19 protein-coding genes are annotated in these 21,384 nt (G+C 56.7%); 16 read left to right on the top strand and 3 right to left on the bottom strand.

Annotated features, from left to right (window positions below):
* The first annotated feature begins 174 nt into the window (after positions 1–174).
* Entirely contained in the window at positions 175–1,758 is a 1,584-nt protein-coding gene (locus GNG29_RS07065; RefSeq protein WP_156654143.1) for a phosphoethanolamine transferase, read from the top strand.
* Between the two features lie 279 nt (positions 1,759–2,037).
* Here the strand turns inward: GNG29_RS07065 and ompX are convergent, their stop codons facing one another.
* Positions 2,038–2,556 (bottom strand): outer membrane protein OmpX, encoded by a 519-nt coding sequence (gene ompX / locus GNG29_RS07060; protein ID WP_103178796.1) that lies wholly within the window; start codon positions 2,554–2,556, stop codon positions 2,038–2,040.
* A 355-nt stretch (positions 2,557–2,911) separates the two neighbouring features.
* On the opposite strand from ompX, the gene rhtA reads away from it, so the two are divergent.
* From rhtA to ybiO, 6 genes are all read left to right on the top strand, one after another.
* Positions 2,912–3,799, top strand: a complete 888-nt coding sequence (gene rhtA / locus GNG29_RS07055; RefSeq protein ID WP_156654142.1) for a threonine/homoserine exporter RhtA — start codon at positions 2,912–2,914, stop codon at positions 3,797–3,799.
* Positions 3,800–4,078: 279 nt separating this feature from the next.
* Entirely contained in the window at positions 4,079–4,582 is a 504-nt protein-coding gene (dps, locus tag GNG29_RS07050; protein WP_156654141.1) for a DNA starvation/stationary phase protection protein Dps, read from the top strand.
* Positions 4,583–4,942: 360 nt separating this feature from the next.
* On the top strand, positions 4,943–5,689 hold the full coding sequence (gene glnH / locus GNG29_RS07045; protein WP_103178793.1) for a glutamine ABC transporter substrate-binding protein GlnH: 747 nt from the start codon (positions 4,943–4,945) through the stop codon (positions 5,687–5,689).
* 120 nt (positions 5,690–5,809) lie between these two features.
* A complete protein-coding gene (gene glnP, locus GNG29_RS07040; RefSeq protein ID WP_039029408.1) occupies positions 5,810–6,469 on the top strand; it encodes a glutamine ABC transporter permease GlnP in 660 nt (219 codons plus the stop codon).
* Positions 6,466–7,188 carry a glutamine ABC transporter ATP-binding protein GlnQ gene (gene glnQ / locus GNG29_RS07035; RefSeq protein ID WP_103178792.1) on the top strand — a complete coding sequence of 241 codons (723 nt, stop codon included), beginning with the start codon at positions 6,466–6,468 and terminating at the stop codon, positions 7,186–7,188. Before glnP ends, glnQ begins: the two co-directional genes overlap by 4 nt.
* A 135-nt stretch (positions 7,189–7,323) precedes the next feature.
* On the top strand, positions 7,324–9,537 hold the full coding sequence (ybiO, locus tag GNG29_RS07030; RefSeq protein ID WP_156654140.1) for a mechanosensitive channel protein: 2,214 nt from the start codon (positions 7,324–7,326) through the stop codon (positions 9,535–9,537).
* Positions 9,538–9,571: 34 nt separating this feature from the next.
* On the opposite strand, the gene rlmF is transcribed toward ybiO, so the two are convergent.
* Positions 9,572–10,486, bottom strand: a complete 915-nt coding sequence (gene rlmF / locus GNG29_RS07025) for a 23S rRNA (adenine(1618)-N(6))-methyltransferase RlmF (protein WP_197431835.1) — start codon at positions 10,484–10,486, stop codon at positions 9,572–9,574.
* 241 nt (positions 10,487–10,727) lie between these two features.
* Between rlmF and mcbA the strand changes: the two genes are divergently transcribed.
* The 5 genes from mcbA (at position 10,728) to ybiJ (ending at position 15,191) form a co-directional block, all read left to right on the top strand.
* Positions 10,728–10,988, top strand: coding sequence for a DUF1471 family periplasmic protein McbA (mcbA, locus tag GNG29_RS07020; RefSeq protein WP_156654138.1), 261 nt, complete (start codon positions 10,728–10,730; stop codon positions 10,986–10,988).
* Between the two features lie 272 nt (positions 10,989–11,260).
* Positions 11,261–13,546 carry a catecholate siderophore receptor Fiu gene (locus GNG29_RS07015; protein ID WP_103178788.1) on the top strand — a complete coding sequence of 762 codons (2,286 nt, stop codon included), beginning with the start codon at positions 11,261–11,263 and terminating at the stop codon, positions 13,544–13,546.
* An 82-nt stretch (positions 13,547–13,628) separates the two neighbouring features.
* The gene (gene ybiX, locus GNG29_RS07010) at positions 13,629–14,306 is read left to right on the top strand and encodes a PKHD-type hydroxylase YbiX (RefSeq protein ID WP_156654137.1); all 678 of its coding nucleotides are present in this window, start codon (positions 13,629–13,631) and stop codon (positions 14,304–14,306) included.
* Between the two features lie 72 nt (positions 14,307–14,378).
* A complete protein-coding gene (locus GNG29_RS07005) occupies positions 14,379–14,645 on the top strand; it encodes a DksA/TraR family C4-type zinc finger protein (RefSeq protein ID WP_039029401.1) in 267 nt (88 codons plus the stop codon).
* A 285-nt stretch (positions 14,646–14,930) separates the two neighbouring features.
* Entirely contained in the window at positions 14,931–15,191 is a 261-nt protein-coding gene (ybiJ, locus tag GNG29_RS07000) for a DUF1471 family protein YbiJ (RefSeq protein WP_103178785.1), read from the top strand.
* Positions 15,192–15,303: 112 nt separating this feature from the next.
* On the opposite strand, the gene ybiB is transcribed toward ybiJ, so the two are convergent.
* On the bottom strand, positions 15,304–16,266 hold the full coding sequence (gene ybiB, locus GNG29_RS06995) for a DNA-binding protein YbiB (RefSeq protein WP_156654136.1): 963 nt from the start codon (positions 16,264–16,266) through the stop codon (positions 15,304–15,306).
* 280 nt (positions 16,267–16,546) lie between these two features.
* On the opposite strand from ybiB, the gene GNG29_RS06990 reads away from it, so the two are divergent.
* Genes GNG29_RS06990 through GNG29_RS06975 form a run of 4 tightly spaced genes read left to right on the top strand, consistent with a single transcriptional unit; the run spans position 16,547 to position 21,378 of the window.
* The gene (locus GNG29_RS06990) at positions 16,547–17,083 is read left to right on the top strand and encodes a fimbrial protein (RefSeq protein WP_103178783.1); all 537 of its coding nucleotides are present in this window, start codon (positions 16,547–16,549) and stop codon (positions 17,081–17,083) included.
* A 57-nt stretch (positions 17,084–17,140) separates the two neighbouring features.
* Positions 17,141–17,815, top strand: coding sequence for a molecular chaperone (locus GNG29_RS06985; RefSeq protein WP_156654135.1), 675 nt, complete (start codon positions 17,141–17,143; stop codon positions 17,813–17,815).
* A 13-nt stretch (positions 17,816–17,828) separates the two neighbouring features.
* Positions 17,829–20,372 carry a fimbria/pilus outer membrane usher protein gene (locus GNG29_RS06980; RefSeq protein ID WP_156654134.1) on the top strand — a complete coding sequence of 848 codons (2,544 nt, stop codon included), beginning with the start codon at positions 17,829–17,831 and terminating at the stop codon, positions 20,370–20,372.
* A 16-nt stretch (positions 20,373–20,388) separates the two neighbouring features.
* Positions 20,389–21,378 carry a fimbrial protein gene (locus GNG29_RS06975; protein WP_103178780.1) on the top strand — a complete coding sequence of 330 codons (990 nt, stop codon included), beginning with the start codon at positions 20,389–20,391 and terminating at the stop codon, positions 21,376–21,378.
* Positions 21,379–21,384: the final 6 nt, after the last annotated feature.

The raw sequence follows: 21,384 nt of genomic DNA, 5'->3' as shown, positions 1-21,384 counted from the left end.
CAAAACACCCCTTTTATATCTGTTGACGTTATACCTTACTGGCTCTATCTTCTTGCAGCCCTGCACTTTTTGCGGCTCGCAGATGCGGACCTCAATCCCCCTTCTACGCATTCTCAGGCAGGTTTTGACCCTTGGCGCCAGGGTGAGCACATGGCGTTTTCGCGATAGTGACCTATGAATTTAACCCTGAAAGAGACGCTCATTACCCGCAGCCGGGCCTTAAGCCCGTGGACGGGATTCTATTTTTTACAGTCGCTGCTGATTAACTTTGCCCTGGGCTACGAATTCAGCCTGCTGTATGCCGTTGCCTTCACCTGTATCCTGCATCTGTTATGGCTCGGCGCGCCGCGACTGCAGAAAGGGGTGGTTGGGATCTGCTCGCTGGTGGCGGCCATGTATTTCCCGTTTGGTCAGGCCTACGGCGCGCCAAACTTTAATTCCCTGCTGGCGATGCACTCCACCAACATGGAAGAGTCGACGGAGATCCTCACCATCTTCCCGTGGTACAGCTATATTGTCGCCCTGTTTATCTTTGCGCTCGGCGTGATTGCCGTGCGCCGTAAGCCCCAGCCCAGAAACGCGTGGAGCAAAATCGACAGCCTGTGCCTGGTCTTCAGCGTGGTGGCCTTTTTCGTCGCCCCGGTGCAGAACCTGGCCTGGGGCGGCGTCTTCAAGCTGAAAGATACCGGCTATCCGGTGTTTCGCTTCGTCAAAGATGTGGTGGTGAACAACCAGGAAGTGGTTGAAGAGCAGGCCCGGATGGCCGAACTGTCACAGATGAAGGACACCTGGAACGTGCTGGGGGTAAAACCGAAGTATCACATCTATATGGTGGTGATCGGTGAAAGTGCCCGCCGCGATGCGCTGGGGGCGTTTGGCGGCCACTGGAATAACACCCCGTTTGCCAGCAAGGTCAACGGCACCCTGTTTACCGATTACATTGCCGCCAGCGGTTCAACCCAGAAGTCGCTGGGGCTGACGCTTAACCGGGTAGTGGATAACAAGCCACAGTATCAGGATAACTTTGTGACCCTCGCCAACCGCGCGGGCTTCCAGAGCTGGTGGTTCTCCAACCAGGGGCAGATCGGGGAATACGATACCGCCATCGCCAGCATTGCCAAACGGGCTGACGAAGTGCATTTCCTGAAAAGCGGTGATTTCGAGGCGGATAAAAATACCCGGGATGAGGCGTTACTGAAGATGACCGAACAGGTCTTCAGCAGCCATCGCACCCAGCCGCAGCTGATCGTTCTGCACCTGATGGGCTCCCACCCGCAGGCCTGCGATCGCACTCAGGGGAAATATGCCGAGTTCGTGCAGTCGAAAGAGACCTCGTGCTATCTCTACACCATGACCCAGACCGATGACCTGCTCAGCAAGCTCTATGCCCAGCTGCAAAACACCGGCGAGAGCTTCTCGATGGTCTATTTCTCCGATCACGGGCTGGCGTTCAAGGAGCGCGGAAAAGAGGTGCAGTATCTGGCGCACGACGACGCTTATCAGCAGAACTTCCAGGTGCCGTTTATGGTGCTGTCGAGCGATGACAAAGCCCATCGCATCATCAAAACGCGCCGCTCGGCGAATGATTTCCTGAGCTTCTTCTCGCAGTGGACGGGGATCACGGCCAAAGAGATCGCGAATAAGTACCGCTTCCTGTCAAACGACAAAGCGCCGCCGGTGTATGTGACCAACTTTAAATTACAGAAAGTGGATTACAACCATCTGGGGACGGATCTCTTTGAGACGAAAAGCCGGTAGGTTGTTAGCCCCCACCTATCGGTCCGCAACCATGGTCTGCTCCCTCTCCCTTGAGGGAGAGGGTTGGGGTGAGGGAGAGCATGCGCCTCGCCCCGGCCTTCCGGAAACGCTTCGGCGATTTTCAGCCGGACCAGGGAGCCGCTGTAAGTTAGCGATTTTTTTTAGAATTTGATCATTGCTGTAGACGCGAAATATTCTTGGTGGCTCTTCAGCGCACAGGGAAGGACAAAAACAAAAAAACCCGCCGAAGCGGGTTTTTATATTGGCTCACCGAAGTGATTAGAAGCGGTAACCTACGCCCGCGATCCAGGTGCCAACGTCAACGTTACGGATGCGGCTCTGCTCATAGGAGAAGTCCAGCGCAACGTTTTCAACTGGGTTGAACTGCATACCTGCGCCATAGGAGAAGCCGTAGTCGCTGTTGCTTGCAGTACGGTTGAAGCCCTGGTTTTCAGTCTGCTGGAATTTACCGTAGCCAACACCCACAACACCGTAGATGCTCGCCCAGTCGTTCAGACGGTAAGCCGGGCCAGCAGTGATGCCGTAGTACTGACCTTTGTTGTACGCGCCGTCTTCAGAACGGTCTTTCTCGGTGTAAGTGAAGGAACCGATAACACCCAGTGGGTTGTTATCCTGCTCGTAGCGATATTTCAGGTTGAAACCGTTGGTTTTGTTCATCACGCCCTGCATATCGCTCTGAGCGTAACCGCCAGTAACGGTAGAAGTATCCGCCATTGCGGAACCTGCGGTAACAGCCAGAACTGCCGCCAGTGCTGAAAGACATGCAATTTTTTTCATAACCACCTCAAATGTGCTTCAAGTAAATCCGTAAGTTTTAAATATATCAAAAAAACTTGTGAAACTCTTTGTGATTCATGATGTCTAACGCGGGTTTTCATGTAACTAAACATTTCCACCAGCAGCTATCTTATTCAAAAAACACCAGATTTGTGTTTCAATCAGCTAATTTTGCGCGTCAGTCACAATACATTCATCCAGACGATTCCTAAACTGTTACAGAAATCATCCGCTCGTGTGACGCCATTTTACGGATTTGTGACGACTTTTTTTCAACAAAGTCTCAACCGCCCGGCGTTATTTCCTTTACACTCCTCCTCTTTACTTCCTTTGACACAAACTGACAGGAGAAAGGATGCCTGGGTTGTCTCGCAGGGCGCCGGTCTGGTTGCCCGTCATCGTTATCCTTATTGCTATGCTCTCCATTCAGAGCGGCGCGTCGCTGGCAAAATCGCTCTTTCCGCTAGTGGGTGCCCCTGGCGTGACGGCGCTGCGTATTGCGCTCGGCACCCTCATTCTGGTTGTGATTTTTAAACCCTGGCGGCTGCGCTTTCAGAAGGAGCAGCGCCTGCCCCTGCTGTTTTACGGGCTTTCTCTGGGGGCGATGAACTACCTCTTCTACCTGTCGATTCAGACGGTGCCGCTGGGGATCGCCGTGGCGCTGGAGTTCACCGGCCCGCTAGCGGTAGCCCTTTTCTCCTCCCGACGTCCGGTAGACTTTATCTGGGTGGTGCTGGCGGTGCTCGGGCTATGGTTTCTCCTGCCGCTGGGCCAGGACGTCTCGCACGTTGATCTCACTGGTGCGGCGCTGGCGCTGGGGGCCGGTGCCTGCTGGGCCATCTATATTCTGACCGGACAGCGCGCAGGAGAAGAGCACGGCCCGGCCACGGTCGCCCTCGGATCGCTTATCGCCGCCATTGTTTTCGTTCCGCTGGGGATGGCTCAGGCCACCGAATCGATCTGGCAGTGGTCAATCCTGCCGGTGGGGCTGGCGGTGGCGGTGCTCTCCACCGCGCTCCCCTACTCACTGGAGATGATTGCCTTAACACGCCTGCCGACGCGTATTTTCGGCACCCTGATGAGCATGGAACCGGCGCTGGCGGCAATATCCGGGATGGTGTTTCTTGGCGAATCCCTGACCTTCACCCAGACTCTGGCGCTCTGCTCAATCATTGCCGCCTCGATGGGTTCGACCCTTACCCTGCGCCGGGAGAGTAAAGTCGAAGAGGTGGATATCCGCTAGCAGGCGTTATTTTGCCGGGGAGCGGCTTCCCGGCAAAATATTCCCATTCGCATTAGCGTCATTATTTTGAAATATCTCCCTCCCCTCCCTCAAAGCCCTTAAAAAATAAGATTAATTTACCCGCATATATCCATATTGTTTTATTTTCAATAGGTTACATATAACAACCAACCTTTCACTATTAAACCGATAGGCAGTACCCGGTCGCGCTATCTATAGCCAGTGCTATACTTAATCTCGAAATAACTTTGGACGCCAACATCAAGAGGAAATGAGATTATGCCTACCGCTAAACTGGTAAAAACAAAAGCACCTAATCTGCTGTATACCCGTAACGATGTGTCAGACAGCGATAAGAAAGCGACGATTGAGCTGCTGAATCGCCAGGTGATCCAGTTCATTGACCTGTCTCTGATTACTAAACAGGCTCACTGGAATATGCGCGGTGCCAACTTTATTGCTGTGCATGAGATGCTGGATGGCTTCCGCACTGCACTGACTACCCACCTGGATACCATGGCCGAACGTGCCGTGCAGCTGGGCGGTGTGGCGCTGGGTACTTCCCAGGTGATTAACAGCAAAACGCCGCTGAAGAGCTACCCGCTGGATATCCACAGCGTTCAGGACCACCTGAAAGAGCTGGCGGATCGTTATGCCGTGGTCGCTAACGATGTGCGTAAAGCGATTGGCGAAGTGAAAGACGAAGACACGGCGGATATCCTCACCGCGGCTTCCCGCGACCTGGATCAGTTCCTGTGGTTCATCGAATCTAATATCGAGTAATCCATAGCTTTTTGCTATTACACCCTCGCCCTCGGCGGGGGTTTTGCACTTTCATGGTGCAGTCATTTCTCCTCTCCCCCGGCAAAAGTAAAGCATTTGTAATAATCACCTCACACAATCGTTAATGAAAGATTGTTTTCTCATCAATATTTGCGCTAAATAGCATAACCGTTAGTGATGGCGTTTCGCTGCACCAAAACAGTGCTTCGTTATGGTGCAACTGACCGCCATTGTGACCTTTTTTGTGCAATGAAATCCGTCCTGGCCTTGCAAAAACAACACGTTGTAAAGTTGGCACGATTTTTTCATAGAGCGTTCGTTCTCGCAGGGGATCGCCCCGTGGATATAAAAGGAAATGCTATGAAGTCTGTATTAAAAGTTTCACTGGCTGCACTTACCCTGGCTTTTGCGGTCTCTTCTCAGGCTGCTGATAAGAAACTGATTGTTGCCACCGACACCGCCTTCGTACCGTTCGAATTTAAACAGGGCGACCAGTACGTTGGTTTTGATGTGGATCTGTGGGCGGCTATCGCCAAAGAACTGAAGCTGGACTACACCCTGAAGCCAATGGACTTCAGCGGTATCGTGCCGGCCCTGCAAACCAAAAACGTTGACCTGGCGCTGGCCGGTATCACCATTACTGACGCACGTAAAAAAGCGATCGACTTCTCTGACGGCTACTACAAAAGCGGCCTGCTGGTGATGGTGAAAGCGGATAACAACGACGTTAAAAGCGTGAAAGATCTCGACGGCAAAGTGGTTGCGGTGAAGAGCGGCACCGGTTCTGTTGATTACGCCAAGGCAAATATCAAATCGAAAGATCTGCGCCAGTTCCCGAACATCGACAACGCCTACATGGAACTCGGCACCAACCGTGCTGACGCCGTGCTGCACGACACGCCAAACATCCTTTACTTCATCAAAACCGCAGGCAATGGCAAGTTCAAAGCGGTAGGTGATTCCCTGGAAGCACAGGAATACGGTATCGCCTTCCCGAAAGGCAGCGACGAGCTGCGTACTAAAGTGAATGGCGCGCTGAAAACCCTGCGCGAGAACGGCACCTACAACGAAATCTATAAAAAATGGTTCGGTACTGAACCTAAATAAAACAGCCTGTTAAACAGGAACTGTACTGCCCGGTGACGCTTGCGTTGACCGGGCCTACAATTGTAACCATCCCCCTGATGGTTAATTGTCTGTTTTCACCACGGTATACAGGAACTCATCATGCAGTTTGACTGGAGCGCCATCTGGCCCGCCATTCCTCTTTTGCTTGAAGGCGCCAAAATGACCCTGTGGATTTCGGTCCTCGGTCTGGTTGGCGGGTTGATTATCGGCCTTGTCGCCGGTTTTGCCCGCACCTACGGCGGCTGGATAGCCAACCACGTAGCGCTGGTTTTCATCGAAGTTATCCGCGGCACGCCGATTGTGGTGCAGGTGATGTTTATCTACTTCGCCCTGCCGATGGCCTTTACCGACCTGCGGATTGACCCGTTCAGCGCGGCGGTGGTCACCATCATGATCAACTCGGGCGCCTATATCGCCGAGATCACCCGCGGTGCGGTACTGTCGATCCACAAAGGCTTCAGCGAGGCCGGTCTGGCGCTGGGTCTCTCCCGTCGCGAAACCATCCGCCACGTGATCCTGCCGCTGGCGCTGCGCCGCATGCTGCCACCGCTGGGTAACCAGTGGATCATCAGCATTAAAGATACCTCCCTGTTCATTGTTATCGGCGTGGCTGAACTGACCCGTCAGGGCCAGGAGATCATTGCCGGTAACTTCCGTGCGCTGGAGATCTGGAGCGCCGTGGCCGTGGTCTATCTGATTATTACACTGGCGCTGAGCTTCGTGCTGCGTCGTCTTGAAAGAAGGATGAAAATCCTGTGATTGAATTTAAAAACGTCTCCAAGCACTTCGGTCAGACCCAGGTGCTGCACAACATCGACCTGACTATTCAGACCGGCGAAGTGGTGGTCATTATCGGGCCGTCCGGCTCCGGCAAATCGACCCTGCTGCGCTGCATCAACAAGCTGGAGGAGATCACCAGCGGCGATCTGATTGTCGATGGCCTGAAGGTTAACGACCCGAAAGTGGACGAGCGCCTGATCCGCCAGGAAGCGGGCATGGTGTTCCAGCAGTTTTATCTCTTCCCGCACCTGACGGCGCTGGAAAACGTGATGTTTGGCCCCCTGCGCGTGCGCGGCGCCGACAAAGCGGCAGCCGAGCGGCTTGCAAAAGAGCTGCTGGCGAAAGTGGGGCTGGCGGAGCGCGGGCATCACTACCCGTCCGAGCTCTCCGGCGGTCAGCAGCAGCGCGTGGCCATCGCCCGTGCGCTGGCGGTGAAACCGAAGATGATGCTCTTCGATGAGCCAACCTCGGCCCTCGACCCGGAACTGCGCCACGAAGTGCTGAAAGTTATGCAGGATCTGGCGGAAGAAGGGATGACTATGGTGATCGTGACCCACGAAATCGGCTTTGCCGAGAAAGTGGCCTCACGCCTGATCTTTATCGACAAAGGCCGTATTGCCGAAGATGGCAATCCGCAGACGTTGATTGAGAACCCACCGAGCCAGCGTTTGCAGGAGTTTTTGCAGCACGTTGCGTAAGTTTTTGCCCTTTGTAAGCCGGGTAGGCGTAGCCGTCACCCGGCTTTTTTATTGCCGGAATTCTCCCAAAAACCCCCCGCCCCCGCGCGCCTTCTATACTTATCACTTTGCACAATTTTGTCACCGGAGGACATCGTGCCGTGGATTTTGCTGCTCCTGATAAGCCTGTTTTGTCTGCCTGCCCAGGCCGTCAGCCTGCCGGGCATTCCCGCCGCCACCGCCAGCGAGCAGAGCACGCCGCCACCGGAGCCGGACGTTGAGCAGAAAAAGGCGGCCTACTCGGCGCTGGCTGATGTGCTGGAAAATGACGCCTCGCGCAAGGAGCTGATCGATCAGCTGCGCAGCGTGGCTGCCACACCGCCTGAGACACCGGTGCCTAAAATAACCCCGCCAGAGATCACCGACGAGAAAACGGTGCTGGAGAACGTCACTGATATCAGCCGTCACTATGGCGATGCCCTCGCCTCCCGTTTCGCCCAGCTCTACCGCAACCTGATCGGCTCCCCGCATAAGGCCTTTAACCCGCAAACCTTCACCGCCGCCGCGCAGCAGTTTCTGATCCTGGCCGGACTGGTCTTTGCCTTTTACTGGATGGTGAGGCTCTGCGCCTGGCCGTTGTACCGCAAAATGGGGAGCTGGGGGCGCAAAAAGAACCGCGAAACCAGCAGCTGGGTTCATCTGCCGCTGACCATCGCCGCGGCCTTTATTATCGATCTGCTGCTGCTGGCGCTAACCCTGTTTATTGGCCAGATGCTGCGTGAGTATCTCAACACCGGCAACCCGACCATTGCCTTCCAGCAGGCGCTGTTCCTCAATGCCTTCGCGCTGATTGAATTCTTTAAAGCGATCCTGCGGTTGATATTTTGCCCGCGGGTGCCCGATCTACGACCTTTCGCCATTAACGACAGCGCCGCGCAGTACTGGTCGCTACGCCTGAGTATTCTGAGCGGCCTTATCGGCTATGGCCTGCTGGTAGCGGTGCCGATTATCTCCAATCAGGTCAACGTGCAGATTGGCGCTCTGGCCAACGTGCTGATCATGCTCTGTATTACCGTCTGGGCGCTGTACCTGATCTTTCATAACAAGCGCGCCATTACCGAAGGGCTGCTCCACCTTGCCGACCGTTCGCTGGCCTTCTTCAGCCTGTTTATTCGCGCTTTCGCGCTGGTGTGGCACTGGCTGGCGAGCGCCTATTTTATTGTGCTCTGCTTCTTCTCCCTCTTCGATCCGGGCAACAGCCTGAAATTTATGATGGGGGCGACCTTCCGCAGCCTGGCCATCGTCGGCATTGCCGCCTTCGTGTCGGGGCTGCTCTCGCGCTGGCTGGCTAAAACCATCACCCTCTCGCCGCACGTGCAGCGCAGCTATCCGGAGCTGCAAAAACGGCTCAACGGCTGGATCTCCGTGTCGCTGAAGGTGGCGCGGTTCCTGACAGTCTGCGTCGCCATTATGCTGCTGCTCAGCGCCTGGGGGTTGTTCGACTTCTGGAACTGGCTGCACAACGGCGCAGGGGAAAAGACGGTCGATATTCTGATCCGTATCGCGCTGATCCTCTTCTTCTCCGCCATCGGCTGGACGATCCTGGCGAGCCTGATCGAGAACCGGCTGGCGTCAGATATTCATGGCCGGCCACTGCCCAGCGCCCGCGCCCGAACGCTGCTGACGCTGTTCCGCAACGCGCTGGCGGTGGTCATCAGCACCATTACCATCATGATTGTGCTCTCGGAAATTGGCGTCAACATCGCCCCGCTGCTGGCCGGTGCCGGGGCGCTGGGGCTGGCGATCTCTTTTGGCTCCCAGACGCTGGTGAAGGACATCATCACCGGGATCTTTATTCAGTTTGAAAACGGGATGAATACCGGGGATCTGGTGACCATCGGGCCGCTGACCGGCACGGTGGAGCGGATGTCGATTCGTTCGGTGGGGGTGCGGCAGGATACCGGGGCGTATCACATTATTCCGTGGTCATCGATCACTACCTTCGCCAACTTTGTCCGCGGCATCGGGTCGGTGGTGGCGAACTATGACGTGGACAGGCATGAAGATGCCGAAAAAGCGAAAGACGCGCTGAAAGCGGCGGTGGATGAGCTGCTGGAGAGGGAGGATATTCGCGGGCTGATTATCGGCGAGCCGTCGTTTGCCGGGATTGTCGGCCTGACCAGCACCGCCTTTACCCTGCGCGTGTCGTTCACCACCCAGCCGCTGAAACAGTGGACGGTGCGTTTCGCCCTCGACAGCATGGTGAAAAAACACTTTGACCAGGCGAACGTGCGGATGCCGGTGCAGATGTATCAGCTGCTGCCGTCGCCGGGCCCGACACCACCGTCACCGCAGGAGCCCACCCTGTAGCCCCGGTAAGCGCAGCGCCACCGGGGAGAAGCGGTTAACGCTGGCGGCGTTTGGCGTTGTCCATAAAGGTCCAGGCGATAAAGCGGCTCTGCTTCTGTCCCTGGGCCATTTCTTTTTTCACCACTTTCACCGCGCCGACGTCGGTCAGGGCGCGGTAGAGCGGCGGCAGGTTTTCGCTGCGAGAGACCAGGGTAGTAAACCACTTCACCTGACGGGCAAACTGGGCGCTTTCGGCAATCATCTTCGTGATAAAGGCCACTTCGCCGCCTTCGCACCACAGCTCCTGCTGCTGGCCGCCGAAGTTCAGCGCGGCATCGGCCGCCTGGCCGAGGTTGCGACGCTTACGCTCGCTGCCCGCCCGGGCGGATTCAGCGGAATCATGGAACGGCGGATTACACAGGGTGGCATCGTACTGTTCGTTTTTATGGATAATACCCGTGAAGATTGCCGAGGCCTCTTTCTGACGACGCAGACGGATGGCGCGGCTCATGCCGGGGTTACCGTTAATGATGGCCGTGGCGTTGGCAAACGCCTGTGGGTCCACTTCGCTGCCGGTAAAGCGCCAGCCATATTCATGCACACCAATCAGCGGGTAAATGAGGTTCGAGCCGGTGCCGATATCCAGGAGGGTTGCCTCTGCGGGAGCGACGCCGTTGTTACCCTCCGCCAGCAGATCGGCGAGATGGTGAATGTAGTCGGCACGCCCCGGCACCGGTGGGCAGAGATAGCCGTCCGGAATATCCCACAGCGTCACCCCGTAGAAATGCATCAGCAGCGCTTTATTCAGCGTCTTCACCGCCTGTGGATCGGCGAAGTTCACCGTTGGCTCGCCTGTGGGCGTCTGGGTGATAAATTCGCGCAGCGCCGGACAGCTCTCGCATAAGGCATTCATGTCGTAACGGCTACGGTGGCGGTTGCGAGGATGCAACCCCGGCTTCTGGGATGTCATGGCGTTCTCCTGTAAACAGCGGCGTAAGATACCCGTTGCGGGCGCAACGGTAAATATTTCTCTGCGCCGCAGAATAAAACATCAGAAATCAGTCACCTGTATGTCGCTGATTTGTCATGGAATTGTCAAAAAATGTCGTTCAAAAAATAAGCAGATCATCATCAATTTTTTGCCCTAAATCACGCTCTGAGCCGTTCTACACTTACTGTGCATCACCCGTTGTCAATCAGAGGAAGTGATTATGAAAAAATACCTGGTAATGCTCGCTGCCGCTTCACTGGCAGGTGCGTCGTTTGCTGCATGGTCAATCGAATCACTCAGCAATGGCGATACCGGTCAACTGAGACCCGCCGGAACCGTGCAGGCTTCTGGCGCAAGAAACCTTGACGATCTGCAGGACAAACTGGCTGAGAAAGCGCGTGAACAAGGTGCTAAAGGCTTTGTGGTAAATTCTGCCAGCGGCGACAACACCATGTTCGGTACCGCCACGATTTACAAGTAATCCCCCGCTCTGCACTGCATACTGCATCCCCCGGGGTGCAGTACATTTTTTGCCCAAAATCCACTTTGTGAAGTTTTTTAGCAGGCAATGTAAATTTACGTATTTCATTTTGTTGACGAGAGTGATAAAAAGTGACGCCAAATGATAATGTTTATCACAATAATTATCATTTGTAGGCTCATTACTGATATCGAGTGGCACAGGATAAGGCGCAGACCTGCCTGACAACGTAATGAAAACTCAATACTAAAAATTATAAGTCGCTAAACAATATGGATAAAAATCGCAACGTTCCGAACAGCTTTAACTCGCTGACCTTTTTTGCGGGTCTGTGTATCGGTCTTTCCCCGGTGGCGACAGCGCTTGCCGCAGACAGCACGGATAACAAACCTGACGATACCCTGGTGGTGGAGGCCGCCCAGCCTTCGCTCTATGCCCCGCAAAAGTCTGCCGACGCCAAATTCAGCCGCCCGGTGGCAGACACCACCCGTACCATGACGGTGATCTCCGAGCAGGTGCTGAAGGATCAGGGCACCACCAATCTGACCGACGCCCTGAAAAACGTTCCGGGTGTCGGCGCCTTTTTCGCCGGTGAAAACGGCAACTCCACCACCGGCGACGCGGTCTACATGCGCGGCGTGGATACCTCGAACAGCATCTACGTTGACGGTATTCGCGACATCAGCACCACCACCCGTGACACCTTCAACACCGAACAGGTGGAAGTGATCAAAGGGCCGTCCGGCAGCGATTACGGACGCAGCGCCCCGAGCGGCTCGATCAATATGATCAGCAAACAGCCGCGTCTGGATTCCGGTATTGATGCCTCTGCCAGCATTGGCAGCGCCTATATGCGCCGTGGAACCCTCGATATTAACCAGGTGATGGGCGATACCTCGGCGTTTCGTCTGAACCTGATGGGTGAAAAAACTCACGATGAAGGGCGCGATAACGTTAAAAACGAGCGCTACGGCGTGGCCCCTTCCCTCGCCCTGGGGCTGGGAACGGAAAACCGCCTCTACCTGAACTACCTGCATGTGACCCAGCACAACACCCCGGATGGCGGGATCCCGACTATCGGGTTGCCGGGCTACTCTGCCCCCTCGGCGGGCACCGCGGCGCTGAATCACTCCGGCAAGGTGAACACCAGCAACTTCTACGGCACCGATTCCGATTATGACGATTCTACGTCTGACACCGCCACGATGCGCTTTGAGCACGACTTTAACGACAACACCACCCTGCGCAACACCACGCGCTGGTCGCGGGTGAAGCAGGATTATCTGATGACCGCCGTAATGGGTGGCGCCAGCAACATCACCCAGCCTGACCGTAATAATGTGGACACCTGGACCTGGTCGCGCCTCGCCAACACCAAAGATGTCAGCAATAAGATCCTGACCAACCAGACCAACCTGACCACTAAATTCTATACCGGCAGCGTCGGCCACGATATCAGTACCGGAGTGGAGTTCACCCGTGAAACCCAGACCAACTACGGCGTGGATGCCATCACCCCGCCGCCGGTCAATATCTATCATCCGAACAGCAACGTCGATATTGGCGGCCTGAATAACAATGGCGCTAATGCCAATGGCCGGACCGATACCTTCGGTCTGTACGCCTTCGACACGTTGCAGGTCACCCGTGATTTCGAGCTGAACGGCGGGATTCGTCTCGATACCTACCATACCGACTATGACAGCGCCAGCATCTGCGGCGGCACGGGGCGTGGGGCTGTGGCCTGCCCGGCCGGCACGCCGAAAGGTTCCCCGGTCACGACGATCGATACCGCTACCTCCGGTAACCTGGTCAACTGGAAGGCTGGGGCGCTTTATCACCTGAACGAATACGGCAACGTCTATGTGAACTACGCCATCTCCCAGCAGCCGCCAGGCGGCAATAACTTCGCGCTGGCCCAGGGCGGAAGCGGCAGCAGCGCCAACCGCACCGACTTTAAGCCGCAGAAGGCCAAAACCAGCGAGCTGGGTACCAAATGGCAAGTGCTCGATAAGCGTCTGCTCCTGACCGCGGCAGTCTTCCGCACCGACATCGAAAACGAAGTCGAGCAGAACGACGACGGCACTTACTCCCAGTACGGTAAAAAACGCGTCGAAGGCTATGAGCTGTCGGCAGCCGGTAACATCACCCCGGCCTGGCAGGTGATCGGCGGCTATACCCAGCAGCGCGCCAGCGTGCGCACCGGCAATGACGTGGCGCAGGATGGCACCTCATCTCTGCCCTATACCCCGGAACATGCCTTCACCCTGTGGAGCCAGTACCAGGCCACGGACGATCTCTCCGTTGGCGCAGGCGCCCGCTATATCGGCAGCATGCACCGCGGCGCTGACGGCGCGGTGGGTACGCCGTCGTTCACCGAAGGGTACTGGGTGGCGGATGCCAAACTGGGCTATCGCGTCAACCGCAACCTCGACATGCAGCTCAACGTCTACAACCTGTTTGATGAAGACTATGTCGCCTCCATCAACAAGAGCGGCTACCGTTACCATCCGGGCGAGCCGCGCACCTTTATGTTAACGGCGAACATGCACTTCTGATCCTCTGGGGGGCATGGCTCCCCATGCTTCAGTGCACGTCTGATCCGCGTGGGGCTTTAGCCCCACGCTTCGGAGAATTATTATGATGTATCACATTCCGGGCGTGCTGAACGCCGATGAGGTAGCGCACTTTTGCGCCCAACTGGAGCAGGCCCCGTGGATTGACGGGCGCGCCACGGTAGGCAACCAGGGGGCGCAGGTTAAAAACAACCAGCAGGTAGACACCCAAAGCCCGCTGTATGCCACGCTACAGGCCGCGGTATTGCAGGCGGTGAATCAGCACCCGCTCTTTTTTGCCGCCGCTCTGCCGCGCCAGATCTCAAGCCCGCTGTTTAACCGCTACCAGCAGCAGGAGACCTACGGTTTTCACGTTGACGGCGCCGTGCGAAGCCATCCGCAAAGCGGCTGGATGCGGACCGATCTCTCCGCCACCCTCTTTTTAAGCGACCCCGACAGCTACGAGGGCGGCGAGCTGGTGGTGAACGACACCTACGGCCAGCACAGCGTCAAGCTCCCGGCGGGCGATCTGGTGCTCTATCCCTCCAGCAGCCTGCACTGCGTCACGCCGGTCACCCGCGGCGTGCGGGTAGCCTCCTTTATGTGGATCCAGTCGATGATCCGCGACGATAAAAAGCGCGGCATGCTGTTCGAGCTGGATCGCAACATCCAGACCCTTCGTGCCCGTCACGGCGAAAGCGACGAAGTGCTCTCCCTGCTGAATCTCTATCACAACCTGCTGCGTGAATGGTCTGAAATCTAGCCGTTCGCCTTGATTGTACGTTTTTTGGCCCCATAGTTACTGATCAGCGCAATAACCTGTCAGGAGGGGTCTATGGCTTCCGGTTGGGCGAATGATGATGCCGTTAACGAACAGATCAACAGTACCATTGAAGATGCAGTGGCGCGGGCGCGGGGCGAAATTCCGCGAGGCGAGAGCCTGAAATTCTGCGAAGAGTGTGAAGAGCCGATCCCCGAAGCGCGGCGCAAGGCGGTCCCTGGCGTGCGGCTTTGCATCGCCTGTCAGCAGGAGAAAGATTCACATAATGCATCACACGCAGGATATAATCGCAGAGGATCGAAAGACAGCCAGTTACGCTGACTGCTATGCTGGCTATGAGGCCACACAAGCGATTACTTTTTTGTGCACGAATTTTAGCCCCTGGTTTGGCAAAATGTGCCCTCTCCGTCCCGTCTGTAAAGCGCAACGGTAAGAAACGTAAATCCATTCACTGAATTTATTAATATTCAATAACTTATTTGTCATTCAAATTTTTCGAAGGATGACGTCAATTCTCTTCGATTTTATCTCTCGCAAAAAAGCGTGATACTTATCACATCGACGGAACAACGTCCCCTTAACAGAATAACCTGCGAGATACTGACCATGAAAACCATCAAATATGCTGTCGCTGCTGTTGCCCTGACCACTCTCTCTTTCGGTGCTTTCGCTGCGGAATCTGTGACCGCTGCCCAGGCAAACAGCATGAATAAAATCGGTGTGGTCAGTGCAGAAGGCGCGACCACGCTGGATGGCCTGGAAGCACGTCTGGCGGCGAAAGCTGAAGCCGCGGGCGCGACCGGTTACACCATTACCTCCGCTAATACCAACAACAAGCTGAGCGGCACTGCGGTTATCTACAAATAACCTGACCCTTATCTCTGCTCTGCTCGCCGGTCCGCTGGCGAGATGTTCCAACCCTCATTGACCCTGTTGTTATTTTTTTGGCCCGTCCATCGCTGGACGGGCCTTTTTTTAGTTAAAAACTCCGGTTAACCCGCGCCAGACCGGCCTCCACCGTCTCCACCTGGCCGCTCGCCAGCAGGCAACAGGCCATCTGCAGCTTCAGGGAGTGCGGCACCGCTTCGCGCCCGGCGAGGCAGCCCTCAATCCAGCGAGCCGTGGTTTCAGCATCCTTCGCTTGCGGCAGAACAACGTCGCTGTTCTCTTCGCCGCGCTCCAGCACCACCCGGGTGCCCGCCGCATCAATCAGCGTTAGCTGCGGACAGCGCTGCGGGTTGGCATAGACTTCGCCTTCCGTCCCGTGCATCAGAAGCCCTCTGCCACCGATATCGGCAAAAAATGTCGCCACGCGGGTGACATATTCCGGGTGCGACACGCTGGAAAGGCGGAGCGCGGCATCTTCTGAAAACGGCGTCGCCAGCTTCGCCAGGGTATGGGCGCTGTTACGCACCCCCATACGCCAGCGCATCGCCAGCTGTTTTTCCAGCGGCGGACAGAGAGTACTCACCGGGATATAGACCGGATGATGCCCATCCAGCTTCGCCTGCGCCTGGCCGCCGTGACGGGTCGGCTCAATGCCCAGCAGGGTGAAAATGGTTTCCGTCAGCACGCGGGTCGGATCTTCACTCACGCCGTGCACCACCACCGGGAAACCCAGCTTATGCAGCAGGATCGCCAGCAGCGGGGTCAGGTTGGCTTGCTTACGCGCCCCGTTATAACTTGGGATCACCACCGGCATCGGCTTTGCGACCGGGGGCGTCAGGCGCAGGGTTTGTGCCTGCATCGCCTCATAGAAGCCCCGCATTTCGCCTTCGCCCTCACCCTTAATGCGCAGCGCAATCAAAATGCCGCCCATCTCCAGGTCCGGCACCTCGCCGTTCAGCATCGCGGTATAGAGGGCCCGGGCGGTCTCCTGATCCAGGTCGCGGGCATGATTTTTCCCTCGACCGACCTCTTTAATAATTTTGCGATAATCCACGATCGTTCTCCTTGTGACATCTTATTAACACTATAGCGTTGATAAGGGGCCATCGAACAGACATTTCTCTTATCGCTATCGGGTAAAATCAAAATTAACTTGTTGTATTTTCAGTAAAAATTATATTGCAACCGCTAATGAAATTACTATTGACCAGGCCAATGTTTATTAATTTGCAATAAATTACGTAAATTAGCCCCCGATAAAAAGTCGCCCCGCTTTTTTCCAAAAATTAATCACAACGGATGTTATAAACACCGGAATTCACTCAGGAATTATTATGCGTAAAATTGTCTCCGGCACCTTTATTGCCACTGCATTATGTTGTTCTGTCTCTGCCTGGGCTGCAACCAGCGGCGAGGGGCAAATTAATTTTACGGGTGAGATCATTGATTCCGCCTGCCAGGTGGTCAATGGCGTCAGCAGCCCGCTGGATGTGTCCCTTGGCAAAGTGTCACAAACGGCCTTCACCGGTTCTGGTTCCACCACCGGCACCATCCGATTTGATATTCAACTGAAAGACTGCCCGGAAACCATCACCAGCGCGGCCATCACCTTTGGTGGCTCCGCTGACGGCACCAACGCCAACGTGCTGGCCGTCACCCCAGGCACCGGTGCGGCAACCGGCGTGGGTATTCAGCTGCTGGATAAAACCGAAAATCCGCTGAGCCTCTATACCGCCTCGACCAGCTATACCCTGCAGTCTGGCACCACTACCAACGATCTGGTATTTGGCGCACGCTATATCCAGACCGGCAGCACCATCACCGCCGGTCCGGCGAATGCCGTCTCCACCTTTACCGTAATGTACAACTAATCCTGTTACGCCTGGCCCCTGCGGCCAGGCGCTGTCAGCTTTATTCAGAGTCCCACCATGCGTAAATCTATTTTCATCGCCTCCCTGTTAGTCATGACCACCGCCGCTCACGCCGGGGTGATTATCGAAGGGACCCGTTTAATTTATCAGGGAGATAAAAAAGAAGCGTCGTTAGGGATTTCCAACCCGGATAACCTCGACTACCTGGTGCAGTCCTGGGTAGAGAACGTTGATGCCGGGCGGGATAAAGCGCCGTTTCTTATCACCCCGCCGCTGTTTCGCCTCGATGGCAGACAGGACAACGTCCTGCGCGTCGTGCGCACCGGGGGCAATCTGCCAGCCGATCGCGAATCGCTCTACTGGCTGAATATTAAATCTATCCCCTCTACCTCCCCGAACGAGAGCAGCAACACCCTGCAAATCGCCATTAAAACGCGGATCAAACTGATCTACCGTCCGAGCGGAGTGAGCGGCAAGCCGGATGAGGTGGCAGATAAATTACGCTGGCATAAACAGGGGAATAACCTGGTGGTGAGCAACCCGACACCGTTTTACATGAACTTCCAGTCCATCACCGTAGGCGGCAAAAAAGTCAGCAATGTCACCTGGGTGGCTCCCGACAGCGACGCGCACTTTGCCGTGCCGGGCGGCATCACCGGCAACACGGTTTCCTGGAAAATTATCAACGATTATGGCGCGGTGAGCCACGCCCTGTCTGCACCACTGCAATAAGCCCGACGCCGCCATGCCCTGGGACTACTCCACCAAAGCCCCCCGTAATCCCGTACGCACCCTGCTGATTGCCCTGGGCTGCGCGGTGCTGAGCGTGGGGGTACAGCAGGTGCTGGCGGAGGATTATTTCAACCCGGCACTGCTGGATATCGACACGCCCGGCCAGGGCAAAACCGACCTCTCGCTGTATGAGAAGGGCCCGGGCATCGCGCCGGGGAGCTATCAGGTGGATGTCTATGTGAATAATAATAAAGTGGCTAACAGAAAGATCGCCTTTGGCCTGCAACAGCCAGCCAGCGGTCCGGCCACCCTGCAACCCTGCCTCTCGCCAGAAACCCTGAAGAGCCTGGGTATCCAGAGCGATAAATTCAGCGTCACCAAGGATGACGGCTGTGTCGATCTCTCTGGGTTACCGGCCGCCAGCGCCACTTTCCGCCCCGGCCAGCAGCAGCTGCTGCTGAGCATCCCCCAGGCGGCCATTGTTCCCGTGCCTCACGGTTATGTGGCGCCGGATGAGATGGACAACGGGATCAACGCTTTCCTGCTGAACTACAGCTACTCCGCCGGGGATAGCCGCAGCCGGGGTGAAGAGGGCAGCCACCAGCGTAATGAATATCTCAACCTGCGGCCGGGACTGAACCTCGGCGCCTGGCGTCTACGCAACTACTCCACCTGGAGCCGCACCCGGGACGATCGTACCACGCAGCACGACTTCTCGCCGGTCTACAGCTATGCCCAGCGCAATATTCTGTCGCTGGGCAGCGTCGTTACTCTCGGAGAAAGCTCTACCCCCTCCGACGTGTTTGACAGCCTGTCGTTCACCGGGGCGCAGATTGCCTCCGACGATGACATGCTGCCGGACAGCCTGAAGGGCTTCGCCCCGCGCATTCGCGGCGTGGCGCACAGTAACGCCCAGGTGGTGGTGCGCCAGAACGGCTACGTGATCTATCAGAACTACGTCGCCCCCGGCGCGTTTGAAATTAACGATCTCTACCCTACCGGCGGCAGCGGCGATCTGAACGTTACCGTCAAAGAGACCGATGGCAGCGAGCAGCACTTTGTGGTGCCTTACGCCTCGGTGCCGGTTTTACAGCGTGAAGGCCGCTTCAAGTACAGCCTGACTGGCGGGCGCTACCGCAGCTATGACCACAGCGTGGAGAAGACACCGTTCCTGCAGGGCACCGGGATCTATGGCCTGCCGTACGATATCACCGCCTACGGCGGTATCCAGACCAGTCAGTATTACGATGCCCTGGCGCTCGGCACCGGTAAAAACATCGGTGACTGGGGAGCGTTTTCGGTGGATATGACCGCGGCAAAATCGCAGATGCAGGGGCAAAAAACCTCCCGTGGCCGCGCCTGGCGAGTGCGCTATAGCAAAGACTTCGCGACCACCGGCACCCACTTTACGGTGGCCGGGTATCGCTACAACAGCGCCGGGTTTGACACCATGGCAGACGTCCTTAACTCCCATACCCACGACGACGACTGGAGCCCGACGGATCGCCGCCGCAACCGCCAGGAAGCCACTATCGATCAATCCCTGGGCGGCTCCCTGGGCTCGATGACGTTAAGCCTGGTCAAAGAGAATTACTGGCACAGCGACCAGAGTATGACCTCGTTGAGCATCGGCTATAACGGCAGCTGGCACGGCATCAGCTACGGTATCAACTATGGCCTGAGCAAAAACATCCAGGATGAAGAGGATGACGACGATCGGCGGGAGAACGAGCAGACCTTCGGCTTTAACGTCTCCGTTCCGCTGGATCGCTGGCTGAGCAATACCTGGGTCAATTACACCTTTAACAACAGCAAGCATGACACCAGCCAGAGCGTCGGCCTGAACGGCACCGCGCTGGCGGGGGATAACCTCAGTTGGGGGATTCAGCAGGGCCACAGCCACACTTCCGGCTATAGCACCAACCTGAACAGCGATTACAAAGCCACCTACGGCGAGATGACGGCAGGCTATTCCCAGGATAACCAGCAGCGCCAGCTCAACCTCGGCGTACAGGGGAGCATAATTGCTCATGCCCACGGCATCACCCTCGGCCAGCCGATGGGGGACACGGTGGCATTGGTAGAGGCGCCGGGGGCCAACGGCACCGGGATCGAAAACCAGACCGGGGTTAAAACCGACTATCGTGGCTATGCCATTGTGCCTTACGTCACGCCGTACCATCACAATACCGTGTCACTGGATACCGAGAGCCTGCCTGCAGGCGCCGACGTCGGCCAGGCGGCCCAAATTATTACCCCAACCCGTGGGGCGGTGGTGCGTACCCACTTTAATACCCGCGTCGGCAGCCGGGTGCTGCTGACCCTCACCCGCGCCGATGGACGTCCGGTGCCCTTTGGTGCCACGGCGGCGCCGGCCCATGAGAGCGGCGAATTTATCGTTGGTGATGGCGGCCAGGTCTATCTGACCGGGATGCACGCCCGGGGCAGTGTCAACGTCAGCTGGGGCAAAGGCGCAGGCGCGCACTGCTCCGCCCACTATCAACTGCCGTCCCGATCCGCTGACCCGGTGATTAGCGTCACCGCGCAGTGCTCGTGACAGCATCGAGGAAAAGATGAAACCCTTCCGTTACGGCTCTGTACTGGCCCTGTTTGCCGCCCTGTTTCTGTTTATGCCGCAGGCTAAAGCAGCATGCTCTACCGCAGATCTGCCCTGGACAACCACGCCGGGTGCGCTGACGGTGCCCGCCACGCTGGGGGTGGGCAATGCTATCCCCGGCTCCGCCCGCACGCACACGGTAAAAGGCCACTGTGACGCTGCCGACAGCGGTAAGCCAATCACCGCCTGCCATCTGGGCGAAGGCGATGAAATTCCGGGGATGCCGGGCGTCTGGCGCAGCGGTATCGAGGGGATTGGTATTGAACTGCTGAACAGCGCCGGCCAGCCGGTCCGGGGCCGTAACGCCCACTGTGACAGCCGAAGCACGCCCCTGGGGTACGTCAGCAGTGACGGCTCCGGCAGCTTCAACGTATCGCTGAGGATGCAGCTGATCAAAACGGCAAGCACCACCAAAGAGCAGACGTCAACGACGGTGCGTAACGGCATCTGGTCCCTGGGTATCTACCCCGATCAACAGCTGGGTCAACTGAACGCCGTGCGCTACGGCGGCAGCCTGGCGCTGAAGGCCACCACCTGCTCCGTAGATCCGAGAAGCCTGGTCATTATGCTGGGGAATTTTCCGGTCACTCTCTTTACCCACATCGGCAGCACCAGCGGCTGGCAAAGCTTTAACCTGACGGCAACCTGTACCGACGCGGTGACCATGACCGCCCGGGTTACCAGCGCCAACGGCAGCACCTCGCTCGGTGACGGCAATGACGTGCTGAACCTGACACCGGGCAGCGACAGCGCCACGGGCATCGGGGTGCGAATGATGGTTGGCGGCGTGGCGCTACGCTACAACTACCCTATCCCTTTTGGCGACCAGACCGTTCCCAACCAGCCGTTCGACCTGCCCTTCAGGGTGCAGTATTACCAGACTGGCGTTCAGGCGACTGCCGGAAGAGCCAATACCATTGCCACCATCGACATTGAATATCAGTGAGATCCC

This window comes from Leclercia sp. Colony189 (genome assembly GCF_009740165.1).
Taxonomy (GTDB): domain Bacteria; phylum Pseudomonadota; class Gammaproteobacteria; order Enterobacterales; family Enterobacteriaceae; genus Enterobacter.
The sequence above is the reverse complement of the archived record's forward strand: the minus strand, read 5'-3'. Positions and strand labels throughout refer to the sequence as shown.

Excerpts from the sequence above, each read along its gene's own strand:
- glnP (WP_039029408.1), top strand. The coding sequence starts at position 5,810 with ATGCAGTTTGACTGGAGCGCCATCTGGCCCGCCATTCCTCTTTTGCTT.
- GNG29_RS07065 (WP_156654143.1), top strand. The coding sequence starts at position 175 with ATGAATTTAACCCTGAAAGAGACGCTCATTACCCGCAGCCGGGCCTTA.
- GNG29_RS06980 (WP_156654134.1), top strand. The coding sequence starts at position 17,829 with ATGCCCTGGGACTACTCCACCAAAGCCCCCCGTAATCCCGTACGCACC.
- dps (WP_156654141.1), top strand. The coding sequence starts at position 4,079 with ATGCCTACCGCTAAACTGGTAAAAACAAAAGCACCTAATCTGCTGTAT.
- rhtA (WP_156654142.1), top strand. The coding sequence starts at position 2,912 with ATGCCTGGGTTGTCTCGCAGGGCGCCGGTCTGGTTGCCCGTCATCGTT.
- GNG29_RS06975 (WP_103178780.1), top strand. The coding sequence starts at position 20,389 with ATGAAACCCTTCCGTTACGGCTCTGTACTGGCCCTGTTTGCCGCCCTG.
- GNG29_RS07015 (WP_103178788.1), top strand. The coding sequence starts at position 11,261 with ATGGATAAAAATCGCAACGTTCCGAACAGCTTTAACTCGCTGACCTTT.
- GNG29_RS06985 (WP_156654135.1), top strand. The coding sequence starts at position 17,141 with ATGCGTAAATCTATTTTCATCGCCTCCCTGTTAGTCATGACCACCGCC.
- GNG29_RS06990 (WP_103178783.1), top strand. The coding sequence starts at position 16,547 with ATGCGTAAAATTGTCTCCGGCACCTTTATTGCCACTGCATTATGTTGT.
- glnH (WP_103178793.1), top strand. The coding sequence starts at position 4,943 with ATGAAGTCTGTATTAAAAGTTTCACTGGCTGCACTTACCCTGGCTTTT.
- ybiX (WP_156654137.1), top strand. The coding sequence starts at position 13,629 with ATGATGTATCACATTCCGGGCGTGCTGAACGCCGATGAGGTAGCGCAC.
- ybiJ (WP_103178785.1), top strand. The coding sequence starts at position 14,931 with ATGAAAACCATCAAATATGCTGTCGCTGCTGTTGCCCTGACCACTCTC.
- mcbA (WP_156654138.1), top strand. The coding sequence starts at position 10,728 with ATGAAAAAATACCTGGTAATGCTCGCTGCCGCTTCACTGGCAGGTGCG.
- rlmF (WP_197431835.1), bottom strand. The coding sequence starts at position 10,486 with ATGACATCCCAGAAGCCGGGGTTGCATCCTCGCAACCGCCACCGTAGC.
- GNG29_RS07005 (WP_039029401.1), top strand. The coding sequence starts at position 14,379 with ATGGCTTCCGGTTGGGCGAATGATGATGCCGTTAACGAACAGATCAAC.
- ompX (WP_103178796.1), bottom strand. The coding sequence starts at position 2,556 with ATGAAAAAAATTGCATGTCTTTCAGCACTGGCGGCAGTTCTGGCTGTT.